General features: G+C 40.8%; 2 protein-coding genes. Both read right to left on the bottom strand.

The window, feature by feature from the left end; all coding sequences use genetic code 11:
* Nucleotides 1-19 precede the first annotated feature (19 nt).
* Nucleotides 20-14,485: a T9SS type B sorting domain-containing protein gene (locus tag SJY44_RS02950; RefSeq protein ID WP_396591215.1), complete on the bottom strand. Its 14,466-nt coding sequence runs from the start codon at nt 14,483-14,485 to the stop codon at nt 20-22.
* A gap of 1 nt (nt 14,486) precedes the next feature.
* Nucleotides 14,487-16,553: a PorP/SprF family type IX secretion system membrane protein gene (locus tag SJY44_RS02945; protein WP_396591214.1), complete on the bottom strand. Its 2,067-nt coding sequence runs from the start codon at nt 16,551-16,553 to the stop codon at nt 14,487-14,489.
* Nucleotide 16,554: the final 1 nt, after the last annotated feature.

Below are 16,554 nucleotides of genomic sequence, written 5' to 3'. Positions count from 1 at the left end.
GATGTTGTAGGTTAAGCTATCATTGTCGATAAAGGGTAAAATGTCCAATAAATTCACGGTCATCCGTTTCGCCCTGAAGCTTAATGATGTACCAGTAGTCGCCAGTTGGAAGGTCAGTATTGTTATAGATTCCATCCCAACCGCTATCGCCATATCCCATACGATAGAGCTCTCTACCATAACGATCAAAAATGATCATTAGTACGTTAGGAAAGGCTTCTAAATTGTCTGGCAACCAACGATCATTTAGACCGTCGCCATCAGGGGTAAAGAAATTAGGAGTTTCTATATCTATGAATTCCATAAAAATCTCCATGATTACCTCACATCCGTTTTGGTCAATAACAGTTACAGGATAAGTGTCGGTTCTATTTATTATAAATGTGTTATCAGTTCCGTTATCAATATCTCCAAAATAGAAGGTATAGTCTTCTAAACCTCCAGCAGCAATAGCAGTAATTTCATTGATGTTGCTATTTTCTAGAAGTAAAGTCAATGGTTCAAATCCTGTTATACTGAAATCAATAGTATTTGGACAGCCATTGGAGTGTAAAATGGTTAGCGTATGATCACCAGCCAAGATATTAGTAAAGTCTGGCGTTAACTGCATCATCGCAGGATCAGAAGTATCTAAACCATAAAGGACATCTCCGGAAACAGTTGGGTCCTCAAAGACTATTTCTAAACGGTTGGTTGGAAGATTACCAGCACACTCATAAATTGGTGTAACGGTAGCGGCCAAGTTAACGCCTGGATTGATCTCAACGAAAACATTGGATTCACAACCTTGAGCATCTCTTACAAATACCACGTGGGTTCCTGCAGGAAGGTTTTGGAACAAGACTTGGTCTAACACATAATCTGCATCAGCATTGGAGTTAAGACTTGATTCATAAGGTGCTGTTCCACCCGAAATATCCAATTCAAATGAACCATCAGCACTATTAAAGCACACTTCATGCATAACATTTATGGCTTGTACTTGAACAGGAGCTGGTTGAATTATTTCAAACTGGAAAGTTTCAAAACAACCATTACTATCTTGGGCAATTACATCATAAATGCCTGGTGCCAAATCTGTAAATGTGTTTTCAGCACTAAACTGATTCAAGTTAGGTGTTATGGCATAGAATATATCTCCAGTTCCGCCAGAAACCTCAACAGTTATAGTACCATCTTCTAGTCCAGCACAGGTAACATCTGTAGATTCTTGTCTATCTATTTGTAACGGAGCAGGATCTGTAATATTGATTACAGTGCTTGTAAACTCACAATCAATGCTAGTAGCATGAACGTAATATGTTCCTGCTATAAGTGTGTTAAATTGACCAGTGTTTTGCGGCCCAGCGACAGAAGTGGTCAAACCAGCATCGGTAAAGAGCTCATAAGAATAGCTTCCTAAACCTCCAAAGGCAGTTGCACGTATAGATGCTGAAGCTTCGCCAGTACAATTGACAAAGGCAGCACTGTCATCTATTATTAAGTCTAAAGGAATAACAGGATCAACCGTAACTTGGTTAGAAATCATGGCATCACACCCAAAAGCATCACGAACATAATATTGGTAAGGACCTGCTGGCACAGTAAAAGTATGAGTCGTTCCTCCGGCCATTGCTGCATATGAGCCAGGGCTTCCATCAACACTAAATTCATATGGTCCAGTACCTCCTGTTGCTGAAAGCTCTATTTGAGCTTGAGCGGTACAGGTTAGTTGTGTTAATTGAATCAAATTAGCCATAACCTCAACAGGTTCGGAAATCGTCACCTGAATGGTTTCTATACCACAACTCCATCCATCAGAAACCGTAATGCTATATATTCCAGCACCTAAGTTGTTGAAAATAGAACTAGCCTGTGTTCCAGAAGATGATGTAATCACGGTTCCGGTAGGATCGTATACGTTCAATTGATATTGATAAACCCCTTCGCCATTCAATACATTAATAGCAGAAACGGTTGCATTGGTATCACCGTAGCAAACTAAGTTTGTTGGTGTTGCATCAATATCTGCCGTAATTGGTGTTGGTTGCACAAGCACTAGAGGCTCATTGATAATACAGCCAGCATTATCTGTAATTTGAACATCGAAAGTGCCAGCTGATAGACCAGAGAACACAAAACTTACTACATTATTAGCGTTGTAAACTTGGGCTGTGGTAGTATTGGTCAATTGAATATCATATGGAGCAAAGCCACCATCGGGAGATACTTCTATTTCTCCTTGGTCATTAGAACAGGTAACATTGGCCACTTCGACAGGTGTAGCTGTTAATGCTCTATCAGGAGATGCAATGGTAACAGTATTTGAAGTTTCGTTACACAATGGATTCGCTGTTTCCGTTACTACCACATAGTAGTTTCCACCTGAAAGTCCGCCAATAGGACGTGGGTTTACACTTGTATCGGTATTAACCAAACCACCTACAGGGTTATTGGAGCTATCAAAAACTTGATAATCATACGTTCCTGTGTATCCTGTTATATTGATTTCAAGCGCACCGTTGTTATCACCAAAACAAATAGCGGGAGCAGTTGCTGTTGCAACTACCTCAATCAAATCGTAAGGGAGTATCTCGTATGGCGCGGTATCCACGTAGCAACCCGTAGTAGTATCTGTTACTCTAAAGGTATAGTTGCCAGGCGCGGTCAAATCAAATGTTGTTGTAACATTGGTAGGGGTCGCGGTTAAGCCTCCTAAAGGATTTCCTGTTGGCAACAACTCGTAAGTATAGTTGTTTGCTGGATTTCCATTATCAGTAACGGTAATCAGGATTTCTTCTGGATTAGCACAACTGATAGCAATGTTTCTTGTAACTGCAGCTGTAAACACATTGATAGGTTCAATAGGTGCTACTATTGCCGTTTGAGGACACGAATTTCCATCAGTAACATAAACAGTTATATTCTGTACCACTCCGGTATCAACAACATCAAAAGTATTTGTAGTTTGGAAATTTACATTGTCTACACTATATAAATAAGGACCTGTTCCACCCCCAGCACTTACAGTGATGGTTGAAGTGTTCACGGCATTGCTTGCGTTACAAGCAAATGGCGTCGCCGTCGCCGAAACGATTAAAGCCGTAGGCTCTGGCACCGTTTCGTCATGGAAATCATCACAAGACCTTGCAGAAATTACACGTACACGATAATCTCCTTGAGGAAGGTTATCAAAAACAGGGCTGTTTTGCGCAGCTCTATATGGTGTTACAAGGTTTGAAATTTCGTAAAGCTCGTAGGTATAAACCGGATTAACAGCAGAAGCTGGGTCCAATTCAACTGTAAGGCTTCCGTCAGAACCACTGTTACAACTCACAGGGTCAACAATAACGTTGGTAATAACTGGGTCAACTTTATCATCTAGCTCCTGTGTAGTAACCACAACGCAAGGTGTTACCGTATCTCCATCTGTTATTGTAAAAGTGTAGGTTCCGGGTTGTGTAAGTCCTGTAAAAACACCAGTTCCATTGCTCGCGGTTGTAAACCCATCAGGGAAAACAACATCATATGTTAAGTTTGCTGAGCCCCCGGTTATGTTTATGGTCACATGTCCACCTGGGTCAGGTGTACAATCGATTTGTTTGACCACTGTTGGGGTTGCGGTCATTGCATTAAGCAATACTACAGGACCAACAAGGGTATTACATGCCCATTGATCTTCTATATATACTTCATATGAACCTTCACCCAAACCTGAGAAAACAGGATTTGTCTGTGGAGAACCAACATTGGCTCCATTACGGACAAGTTGATAGGTGTAATTGCTTCCTTGACCACCCGTTACTGGGTTGATAGCTGGAATACCAACCACTTCAATTTCTCCTTGAAGGTTAGTACAGTTTTCTTGGTTGATTTGTAGGTCAGCAATAATTGGCGCAGGATCTACCAAGTTTTCGTCTGACAATTGGAATTCACATCCGTTTTGATCTGCCACCCAAACCTGATAATCTGTACCCGGACCAGCGCCTCCAGCTAAACCGGTAAATAGCGGTGAAGCTTGATAACTTCCTGGAAATGTTGGAGCTGGATTGGAAGCCAAATCTACAAAGTAGGTATAGCCGCCCCATCCGCCAGCAGGGTTGATAATTTCAATACTTCCATCACCAAGCGCACAAGTTACAGGAGTTATTTGGGTATTGGCTGAAATACCAATACTAGGCCCTGCAATATTGAATGATTGGGTATAGGTACATGCTGAACCTGGAGGATTGGTGTCCTCTACTTCAATATAATAAGTTCCTGCTGCCAAAGTGGTAATAGTGAAACTACCATCTGCATCTGAACCAGTTGAAGTAACATCATCGGCCAAGTTTGTTGGTGTATTGTTTACATCAAAATAAAGCGTATAGTTTGTTGCGCTTGCATAGGTTACACCTCCTGCATCTTGAAGATCTAACTCAACTGTTCCATTGGAATCACCAAAACAGGTAATATTCGTTGTGTTGACTACAATTAAATTAAGCACTTCTGGATCTACAACTTCATGTGATGTTGTAATGATACATCCGGTCACCGTATTTCTAACCTCAAAATTATGCGTTCCAATGGCAAGGCCAGTAAAACTTCCTGTAGGTTGGAAACCACCTGCGGGCAAGAGTCTAAACTCATAATTGGCAGGAGAAGTTGTAGAATTTGTTATAGAACCTGTAGCGGTAATAGTGATGTCTTCACCGGTTACACAAGTAGCGGCTACGTCAACTGCTGCGCTTGCGCTTAGCAATTCATCAAATGGATTAATAGTCTCCGTTACCGTGGCAAAACAACCATTGCTGTCATAAACATTTATGGTATAACTTCCACCTGCAGGATCTGTCTCAGTAAATATATTGCTTGCTCCAGACTGAACAACTACAGGGGCTTCAACAGGAACAGTATTTGGATCATCTTCTTCAATAAACTCATAGATAACATAGGTTCCACTACCACCCACTATTGGTCCGGTAGGCAAAGGAGTAGTCCCAGTATTCACGGTAATGGTTGCGTTGTCTCTGTTGTTTCCAGTGGCACATCCAAATTCAACGACCTCTGTGGACACGTTGGTAATTGGGTCTGGTTGTGTGATTACTTGCGTAAGTGTTGTAGCACAACCATTCGCGGCAGTAACTTCTATGGTATAGGTTATTCCGGCAGCCGTTCCTTCCAAACCAGTAAAACTGGCAGTAGCATCACTATTAGTAGTTGGTAAAATAGGGAATGCAGCGGCACTTCCTGGGCCTGAAATAATTTCAAAAGCATATGCGCCAATACCATTATCTATTGCACTTACGTTAATGGTTCCATCGTCATCACCACTACAGGTAACATTTGTACTTGAAGTGATATTAAATGATGGGGTAATTGCCGGGTCAACGGTAATATTCGATACTCGAGTACAGGGTGTTGCTGTGTTGTTGTCATAAACGGTTATCGTATAATTTTCTGGTGTAGTAGTGTTGAAAACAAAAGGATTGCTAAGCAATGCTGTTTTGCCTACTACAATTCCCGTTCCATCTGAAATTTCGTAGTCATAACTTCCAGCAAACCCTAAATTGTCGCCAGAACCAGAAAGGACTTCTATGGTAATTTGGGCATCATCTGGAGCTCCAGAACAATCCAACAATTTTGTAAGTGCGATATCTACCTCTAGAACAGGGTGAACGGTTACTGTGCTTGTTGCGGAACAACCATTGCTGTCCAAAATAGCAACATTATATGTTCCTGCCGTTACATTATTAAACACACCTGCATTGTCTTCGTATGTTGCGCCATTGTCTAAAGAGTACAATACTTGGGCCGCACCACTTGTTGCCGATATGGTTACTGTTGATGGATTGGAACAGTTATCAACAGCAATTGCGTCAATAGTTGGATTTGGAGTAAGTGTTAATGCAACATTTCCTAAAGGCGCAGAACAACCATATTGATCCTCCATGGTCACATGATAATTTCCGGCAGGTGAATTTGCAGGAATCTCTATTGGGTTATCTGATGTAGATACAATTGTAACAAAAGGAGCTGGTCCGGTTATAGTATACGTATAAGTACCGCCACCACCAAATGGGCTTTGAACCTGAATCAATCCAGGAGTATCACAACTTATGTTTTGAAGCACTACTGGTGTTCCTGTTAATGGGTCTAATTCTTCTAGGATAACATTTTCACTGCCAGTAACACAATTGTTTGGTGCAGATCCCTGTATTTCAACAAAATATGTTCCAGCTGCAAGCCCCGCCATTGGAGCAACAGGTACTGTAAAAGAATCACCAGTTGTAAATGCCGCAACCGTTCCCGAGTTAATGGAGATAGCTGGATTTGAAATTTCAAAAAGGTTCCAGTTAAAGGTTCCACCTAATTCTCCAGGAGTATTTTCGGTTACGGTATAGGTAATCTGTCCATTGCTGGCACCATCGCATGAAGGTGTTATATCCGCTGTAATAACAATTGGCGGTGGAGCAACATCGTTTACGTTTACTGTGCTTTGTCTCACGCAAGGGGTTGAATCACGTACGTAAAACACATAAGTCCTTCCAGGAACTAAACCTGCAAAGAGATGACTGCCTGCTGTCGGAGCAGTCCATGTGGCCGTTAATGGGTCAAAGGTTGTTGGGTCTTCTGTATATGCATATTCATAATTAGGCAATCCTTGAGTTCCTTGAACAGTGACTTGCAGGTCATTACAATCAACAACAATGGCCGCAATAGTAATATTCAAATCATCTAATGGATAAGGAATAATATATTGGGGCAAATCAACTCGGCAAATTCTGTTATTTGATCCATCTATAGTTCTTATGGAAGGGTTTACAACTGTTCCAGACGCATATGGCACACCGGTAAAGGTGTCGCTAGTTTGCCAAGTAGTTCCGCCATCTGCACTGAATTCTAATGTGCCCGTCAAGGTCAAAGGATAATTATCAAACTCAAAACCGTAAAGATTTGGATCTGGATCACAACCAGGAGGCAAAATAGAAAGGATATCTGCCGTAAGTTCATCAGGGTTTGAAACAGTTACTGGTGTTTCTGAAACAGTACAACCCGTAGCATCGGTTACATTTATAGTGTAATCACCAGGCATTAGGTTGAAGTATGTTCTACTGCTAGGTAATACATTCGTATCTGTTTGGTCTGAAGCCCCAGCATTGTCCAAGTCAATAATTTGAATGGTATATGGACTTATTCCTGAGGTAATATCTACAAGAATAGAACCTGTGCCATCATGACATAGCGGGTCTGTTGGGGTATTGGTTACGGTTAATGGCGTAGCAGGATTAACGGTTACGGTCTCAACGAAATCACAATATGCATTTGCAGCTGAAGTATCTCTTACATAAACATCATAGTCTCCATCATTTCCTGTGGTTACGGCAAAAGTATTTGTAGCTGAAAACAGTCCAGCCGGACTTGTTGTTGTTGGAACAAAGGCGTATTCCAAGTTTGTTAAAGCAGCTGGTGCGGTAACGGTTATACTTCCGTCTGCACAAGTGCTGATATCAACAACATCAACGGTTGGAGCTGGGTGTATGGTAACATTTTCCAATGTCCCTGTACATCCAAAACCATCTCTCACATTAATAGTGTAATTCCCGGCTGGAAGGTTTGTAAATGTATGTGTTGTCGCAGTTGCTGGAGTAGGTGTTACCCATGGACCTCCATCTAAACTAAACTCGTAGTCGTTGTTACCTGCAGTAACATCTATTTGAATGGTACCATCATTATTTCCACCGTAACAAGCCGTAAAGGTGTAAGTAATTGGAATAAATGGAGCCACTGTTAATGCGGTATCGATTGGATCATCACAAAGATTAGCGTCTCTTGCACGTACGATATAATCTCCGGCAGCAAGACCTGAGAAAATATTTGAATTTTGATAGGCAGTTACAACCCCGCCGACACCATCTTCCAATTGGTACTCATATGCTGGTGTTCCTCCTGTAACAGAAGCCGTAATAGTGGCCCCTCCATTTATACAGGTTATACCGTCCGTAATCACCGCTGTTGTTTCTAGAACAACAGGCTCTGATAATGCTTGTGACAAAGGAATTGAACAGGTATTGTCCAATACATCTCTAACCTCAATGTTATGAGGATTTGCTGCTGGAAGGCCTGAAATTGTTACTGGACTAGCAAAAGCTGTAGTATATGGTCCTACGCCTCCTAACCTATATTCAAAACCATTTACAGTATCAAAGTTTTCTACTTCAAAAGTGATGGTTCCATCACTATCGCCATTACATGTAATATCTGAAAAACCAGTTATTGAAGCTCCAAAAGAATTTCCAGCTTCAACCTCAACATTTACGGTCAATGTTCCAGCACAAACCTCAGGTATTTGTATGGCCTGAATATCATCTATGGCAATGTCGTTTCCGTTGTTTCCAGAAGCAACGGTTCTAATTACAATACCAATGGACGTGTTGGCTCCTGGGTTAAGAGAAATTGGAGTCGGACGAAACCAATCATTTACTCCGTTATTTTTTGGTATAAGTCCCGTGGTAGAACTTGCAATAACATTGTCAGATCCATCTACTAATTCTACCAAGATATCTGGGTCTAATCCGCCAGTTCCCGTGCGCAATAGATTGAAAACAGCCAATGAAATCTCAACATCTCTGTTGGGAATTACTTCAATTCCACGTTTAGCGTATACAATTGTGTTTACTCCTGGATCACCAACATTTATAGCAAGGAATCTTCCTCCTGCAGTAAGCGACGCATCATTGGGGCTTTCCCAAGTGCCAAAGGGATTGGCAATAGCCTGTGTTACCGAATACTCCAAATCATTGATGCGGCCGTTTGCACTATTACTAGTTCTTGGGTCGGGGGGAATAGGAGAACAGGCGGAGGCACTTCCATCTTGAGGCTCATAGCAATAGTAATCACCATCAATTTCAGTGATGCTTGTATTTGGTCCAGTTCCGAAATTCTCCAACAAAATAATACTTGGAGAAGGTGGTGTATTGTTAGTATAGTTAACCGTAATAGTATGTGAGCCTACCAACACGTTATTGAACACATTGGAAGTATTCGGTGTGTTTGGCGTCGCATCAATTTCATAAGTATAACTGTATCCTGCGTTATCTGGAGTAATAGTTATGATTCCTTCGCCATCACATTCATAATCTATTGCAGCAGTTACACCCGGAGGAGTTGGTTCTGGATCAATAGTAACCGTCATTGGGAATGTACAGTTATTAGCATCCTGGATAAACAATGTGTGAGTTCCTGGTAGAAGAAATCCAATAGGATTTGCATTGTAATTGGTTCCACCATCAAAACTATATTGATATGGTGCAGTACCCCCAATGGCATTTGTAATTCTTACTTCAGCACCAAGACCTGGGTTACATTCTGCCAATTGCGTTACCGCAGCAGATGCAGAAAGGGTCAATGGTTCTGTGATATTATAGATCTCCGTAATATCACAATTGTTGGCATCTCTAACTCTTATGTTAAAACTTCCTGCTGGTTGATTTACAAAAGTGTTGGAAGGCTGATAAGTTGTTCCGTTGTTAATGCTGTATTGATATGGAGCTTCCCCTCCACTAGCAGTTATGGTTATGGTAGCTTGTGCCTCTCCACTACACTGTATTCCCGTATCAACTATTGATAGGGCCAGCGGAGCATCTTGTGCAATATTTAAATCAAATGAAGCTTCACAAAAACCTGAATTACCCGAATTGTCTCTTACATAAACATCATAATCGCCAGCTCCAGTTATACTTACTGGGTTCGTTGTTGCAAAATCACCGGGTGTTGGAGCGACTCCGTCACCTACAATAGCATAGACATAATTATTGTCTCCTCCTGCGGCCGTAATATTTACATTGGTGCTTGTGGCACAGGCCGTAATATTTGGCGCCGAAGCAATAACACTTAATTCTGGGTCAATGGTTATAGACGCACTATCGGTACAATTTTTTCCATCTCTTACATCAATAGAATAGGTTCCTGGTGTTAATCCGGCAAAAACATTACCAGTTCCAAAAGAACCTCCATTAAGGCTATATTCAAAATTACCATCGCCACCAGAAGTTACATTCGCTGTTAGCGTTAAGCCAACCGCATCATCATAACATGTATTATTTGGAACTATTGCAAGCACTGGAGCAATAGCGGGGTCAAGGTCAAAAGTTGTTGTTACCACACACCCATTAGCGTCTGTAACCGATGCACTGTATGTTCCTGTTTGAGTCAACCCATTAAATGCGCCAGTAGCGTTCGTCCCAAAATTTGTTGCATCTGGATTAGTTAAGGCAAATGTATTGCCTCCCCAACCACCTGTTGAGGTCAAAATCACACTCCCGTCCGTAGGACACGTTGGTTGTGTTTCTGCAGCACTCAAAGTTAGTGCTGCGGCTGGAGCGTTAACGGTAACGTCGGTTGTAGCCGTACAGTTGGTTAAATTGTCTGTAACCACAATAGTATAAGTTCCATCCGCTAATCCTGTCAAAGGAATTGTGGCCGCTGTCTGGCTGCTGCCGTTGAAATTAGCAGGACCTGTTACTGTGTAATCGTAGTCTGTATTGAAGTCGGCAACGGTGAACGTCACTTCACCATCGGTGTCCCCTAAACATGTAATATTGCTTATTAATTGTCCAGAAACATTGATTTGAGAAACTGGATTTATTGTAAAAGATTCATCATAAGTACATCCTTTGTCATCTGTCACCCTAAAGGTGTAGGTTCCTGGAGCAAGACCATCAAAATCTGCAGAACCTCCCGTTGTAGAAGTTGCAGCAATTGGAGCCGGAGCAACAATCTCAAAAACGAAAGGAGTATTTCCATCTACTACTGTTGCCGTAACATCAGATGTCAATGCCGGACAGTTTGGTGTGGAAGCTGTAAAGGTTAAATCTGAAGGTGGATTTAATGGGTCAAAGGTTATTCCGTTGGTTACGAAAGTACAGTTGTTGGCATCTCTAATGGTAATGCTGAACGTTCCATTTGTAAGGTTGGAAAAAGTCTCAGCACCTACTCCATTGAAGAAATTTACACCGTCAATGCTATATTCATAGGGAGCGGTACCACCAGCTACATTCTGAGCTTCAATAATACCATCCTGCAAACAAGTGTAATCTTGAATCATTGTAGCGTTTCCACTAATCCCCGAGGCTTGTCCACCGATAGTAAAATCTTCAAAAAAGAAACAGTTATCAGTAGTTCCGGAAGGACGTTGTCTTATACGGACCCTATAATCACCTTGAGCCAACCCGGTAAAATTTCCAGAGTTGTTATTGGTAATGGTATTTCCTAAATCGTCTAAAAGTCTAAAGCGGACATCATATCCATTCGAGTTGGTAATGTTTATTGAAATGGTTCCATCTTCCGCACCAAAACAAACTTCATCAGTTGTGGATGTGGTGTATTGCACTGAGGCAGAAACAGCAATGGAAACACTGTTAGATACAAAAGAACAGTTGTTGCCATCAACAACTATGAATTCATAATCACCCTCTTCACCGTTAGTGAAGGTAAAATCGTTTAGAATCTGATAAGCGCCGCCTGGAATATCTCCAACAGATGGATATAAATCAACACCGTTGTAACTCCATATTGCGTAGGCATAATCAGGGTTTGGAAAACCACCCGCGCCCGTAACCGTGATAACACCATCTGTACAGTCTATATTTTTGGTTGTAAGAGCAGTTACCGCTAAATTAGTTAGATCGTTTATGGTTACTTGTTCCGTATAAGAACACCCATCATCTGTAGAAATGGCTATGTCATAAATACCATCATTTAAATTTTCAAACGTATAGTTGTTATCGTTGGATGGGCCAAATGTATCTACAACTGTTCCTCCTTGAGATATTTCATAATAATATTGTGCCTCTACATTTAGAATGGAAATTTCTATTTCTCCCAGACCGTTACAATTAGTATCAGTTGTTTCAACATCAACCTGAAAATCTCTATCAAGAATACCAATATTATCTAAGACAAATACACAACCATCCGTTACACCTTGCTGCCTCATTTCTACCGTGTAAGCACCATTATTGGTAATTGTAAAACTTGGGTCTGGGTTATAACCCACCAAAACGTTTCCTGTTCCTTGGTCTATAAGACGATACTCATAATCCAAAGGCATATTCGTTACGGTAATGTTACCATCTGTAGCACAAATAATATCACTAGAAGTGTATTGTGGATCTAATGGGTTTTTAAAAATATTGAAGTTGAATCGTCTAAAACAACCATCGCTGTAGGTCACCGTTACACGGTATTCACCAGCATCGGATGCCAGAAAATCATTTCCTGTACCTACATTTGCCCAAACGGCACATGTATCTGTATTTGCACAACCTGCCGGTGGAGCAGCTGGTGGAGGGTTAGGTGCGTTACAGGCAACTGCCGCCGCCGCTGTTGCTGCCTCGTCCAATTGTTCCCAGACAATACTGCTGGCTGTTGGAATGTTGATTTGTATAAGCTCGGTGTCGTTTAAACCGCACAGAAATATTTCTGGCAGCTCACTACCATCGTTTGGACAGCTTAAAATCTCACCTTCAACGGTATTGGTTACATCGTTTATTAGGGCGGTTATTGGATTGGTAAGAGCTGCCCCAGCACCAAAGCGCGAAACTTCTATGATTTCTACAAAATCTTTACAAGGGTCAGCCACTTGCTTGTCAACGATATATGTTCCCGGTGTGTCTACTAAGAGTGTGCTTGGGTCTCCATCAGGATTACCATCCGTTACAACAGGGTCACCAGCATTTATGGTTCCAGAGGAATCGCTATCTAAATACCAAGTATAAGAGTCAAAGTTGTCTCCTGCATCCAATAAAACATTTGCGCCACATAATTCCGCTGTAGTGGTAAAACTACAAGCGGTTAAATCGTCCAACAAAAAGTTAGTGGCCCCCGGTGTGGTAAACCCACAATCATCAAAATCTGATACACTGGGGTCATCACTAATTTGGTTAGGATTTATTACTCCTTCATACGTAGAATAAGCTAAGTTTTGTATGATATCTGTACATGCATCAACAAAGTCAAAACAATCTTGAGCTACTTGAACCCGCATTCGAATTTCAGAAACAGGTTTCCCCTCTTCAACATAGCTGTCTGGGATTGTAAATATAACCTCCCTTGTTGCGCTGTTGTACGTATATGTTACATCATTGGTAGGATCACCGTCACCAACCCCGGGCAAGGTTATAGTCGTTTCATCCAATGTTACGTTTGCAGGAAGAACATCCCTTATAGTAAATGCCGTACCATCATCATTACCGGTATTGACAAAAGAAAGCACATAATCTAAAACTTGACCTAGGTTAACACCTTGACCAGTAATATCTACGCCGCCAATATCTTGAACTTTTTTTTCCAGAACAATATCTGGCTCAATGATTTCAATACCAAATGTGACTAAAAATGAAGCGAACCAGTCCCTGCTTGTACCAAGCCTAAGCGTTGCACTGGTGTCTCCATTGTCAATGATACTATTCCCAAAATTGTTCAAATCAAAAACGTCTGAATCAAAACCGATAGCGTTGGTACTGTTGATAACTCTAGAGGCTACATTAACCCCATCTTCCGTAATGCTAGAATTGAAAAAGTTGTCGTCTGGGTTAGCCGCATTAGTAATATCTGTAAACGTGGAGCTACTGTTTGAAACAATTCCGAATGTATCTCCATCCAACGAAGTTTCACCCTCAAGAGTACTAACTCCAATTCTAGCATTTACAGGCCCAACAGGAATTGTGTTAAAACCTGCAACTGTTATATCTGCTGTACTGTTTCCAGCTTGTGTTGTTATACCTTCATAACCATCAAAAACAGAAATGTATTTACCGGTAAGGGTAGGGTTTTCATAAATGACAACTAGGGTCCAACCAGCTGCACCATGGTTTGTAGACCCTCTTGTTCCCCTAACATTTGCCACCGTATATTCTCCATCTGGATCTGGAAGCACTTGCAGTAATGAGGTTACGTTTTTAAAACATACATAGGGATCATTGGGAAGAATATTATAACCATCTACAATAATGGCATCTTCCTCTCCTACTGGGTCTGGGTTATTGTCTGCTACAATATCTACATAGCTGCCACCAGGAACCATAAGTTTTACGGCTGTGACATCATAGTGATTGTTGTCTACAGTAAAATTATTGTTGAAATCACCAGCTTGATTTTTCCGCTCTTCATCATAGTTACCAGCCCAATATAAACCGGCCCAATATATCTGCGAACAATCTGGAACAGAAAGTGTTGAACTACTAGAGCTATATGTGGTTGGGTCAGAGTCTACATCCACGTATTCAATGTGTAGGCTGTTATTACTTCCACTGCCGTTGTACGGGGTGTTAACACCTGTTCCATCATCGAGAACACGGTTCATGACACTGTTGGACAAGAACGTATAATCTCCTTTTATATTTATATAGGTGTTGCCGCCATCAGTAAGTCTTGGAGTAAAGGGAACTTCCTGAGCTTGACCGTTAAAGCCTACAAACCATATGCCAACAAGGCATAGAACTGTTTTGAGAAAGTGATTGGTCATTTTAACTATTGGAGTTTGGTTTTACCCGCATGATCCACATTTTGTCATCATACGAGGCATTTAGTTTGGAATAGTATGAGGTGAGAGCATTGTTCCAGGTTTCATGTTTTTTAAGGTACACGTACCTATAATTGTTTTCTGGATTTATAAAATAGCTCGCATTTAATCCTTTGGCATTCAGCTCTTTTACAAATCGTTTTGCATTTGAAGGTTTTTCAAAAACATTTGCAATAATGTAAAAGCCTGAACCTAGGCCATTAATTTTATATGTTTTATAAGAGACTTGTGAAGCATTACCCTGTTTCTTGGAATTGGTAATGTTCTTATGCAATGCATCATCTCCATATTTTGACTTGTTATTTTTTTCGACAGCAACAAAACTGTTGTAAGAATCTACTCCTTCAACATTCATTACCCAAGCATCACCTTGGTATGCGCCATTGAATTTGGTATGATAAGCCTCAACAGCTTCTTTTTTATCTCGATACCCTTTTAGGTATACATAGTTGAGTCCATTTTTAGGATTTTCAAAGTAACTGGCATCTATACCTTGGGATTCAAGTTTTTCAATAAAAGCATCTACATTTCTTGTGTCCTTAAACACATTGGCAATTAAATAATGACCACTTTCTACATTTGGAATGTTGAAAGACCTAAAGCGCCCAATGGTTTTCTTGGAAGAGCGATTTGTTCGATCTCTTTTTACTGATGTCTTTTCTGCTATCCGTGAGTTTTTGGAATCTTTAAGGTTGATGACTTTTTTGGTCGCCGTCGTATTGGACAGCCCTTGATTTGTTATGGGTCGTGTTTTATGTTTTGATAATATGTCAACACTGTCCATATTAGCAAAATATACTTCCTTGGCTTTTTCTTCCAGTTCTGGTTTTTGGCCTTTTGTTTCTCGCCGCACCATTTTCATTACAGTTTCAAACCTTCTCTCTAAATCACGCTCTCTAGCAGTTTCAATGGAGTCTTGACGCAGCAAAAGCTCATCCAAAATAGCGTCGTTTTCTGCCAATTTTGATTCTAGGTCAGCAATTTTAAGGTCTTTTTCAGAAAGTGTTAAATCTTCTTCAGGAACTGTTTCAGCATCTACCAAATCTTCATTTTCTTTCTCAAGCATTACCCGGTCTTCGGTCAAGTTTGGAGTAATGGAATAAGCAAGGGAAATCTCATGGCTCACGCCAAAATTTTCAAAATTGTTGGAGAGCCCCTTTTCAATGGTGTATCCTAAGGAAAGGTTTTTATTTAAGTTAAAACCTAATCCGGCTGAAGCACCGTAAAAGTCATCATACCCTGCCTGAACCCATCCTAATTTGGGCAGATCCATAATAAGATTCCCGCCCAGGACAAGATTTTGCTCGCCTGTTTTACGAACACGCGCCAAAGGCATTAGCCTACCTTGTTCTAGAATACCCGAAGCATTTTTAAACTGATGGGTATATTGTAAGTGTCCAGAGTAAGTTTTCTCATTGAACTCAGTTATGGATTCGCTGCTTTTTAGATTATAATCGAAAAGATTTTCGGCAAAAGCACCAAAGTCAAAATTGCCATAAGAGATATTGAAACCTGGCTGAAAAGTAATTAAAGAACTACTTTCCAGACTATTTAAAAAAGGATCATTATCTAAAGCATTGGCTCGATCTTGATTAAAAGCACTTTGATAGTATGAGAAATTAGCCCCAAAAGTGAAATTACTTTTTTGGCTTAACTTAATTCCATAAGCGTAATTGGCATGCACTCCAAAATTATTGAACAGCCCTTCACGATTTGTAAAAAGGCTTAAACCAACACCACTGCGATCTCCTATTCTACCGCTATAACTTAGAAAATAAACTTGATTGTTATCATCAAAAGATACCGATTGGTTTCTATGAAATAGATTGACATATGACTTGTCTTCCCGTACCGTTGAAAACGTAGGGTTTATCAAGAACCTATTGAACTTCAACAAGTTTTGGGAAGGAACATCATAAGCCACAAACGGACTCTCTTCCTGGGCGCGTAATCCAGAAAAAGCAAGCATTAGGATGAAGATTAGTATTAGTTGGGGTTTGTTCGTGTGCATT

It is taken from the genome of Allomuricauda sp. R78024, assembly GCF_044596045.1.
GTDB lineage: Bacteria > Bacteroidota > Bacteroidia > Flavobacteriales > Flavobacteriaceae > Flagellimonas.
The sequence above is the reverse complement of the archived record's forward strand: the minus strand, read 5'-3'. Positions and strand labels throughout refer to the sequence as shown.

Excerpts from the sequence above, each read along its gene's own strand:
- SJY44_RS02945 (WP_396591214.1), bottom strand. The coding sequence starts at position 16,553 with ATGCACACGAACAAACCCCAACTAATACTAATCTTCATCCTAATGCTT.
- SJY44_RS02950 (WP_396591215.1), bottom strand. The coding sequence starts at position 14,485 with ATGACCAATCACTTTCTCAAAACAGTTCTATGCCTTGTTGGCATATGG.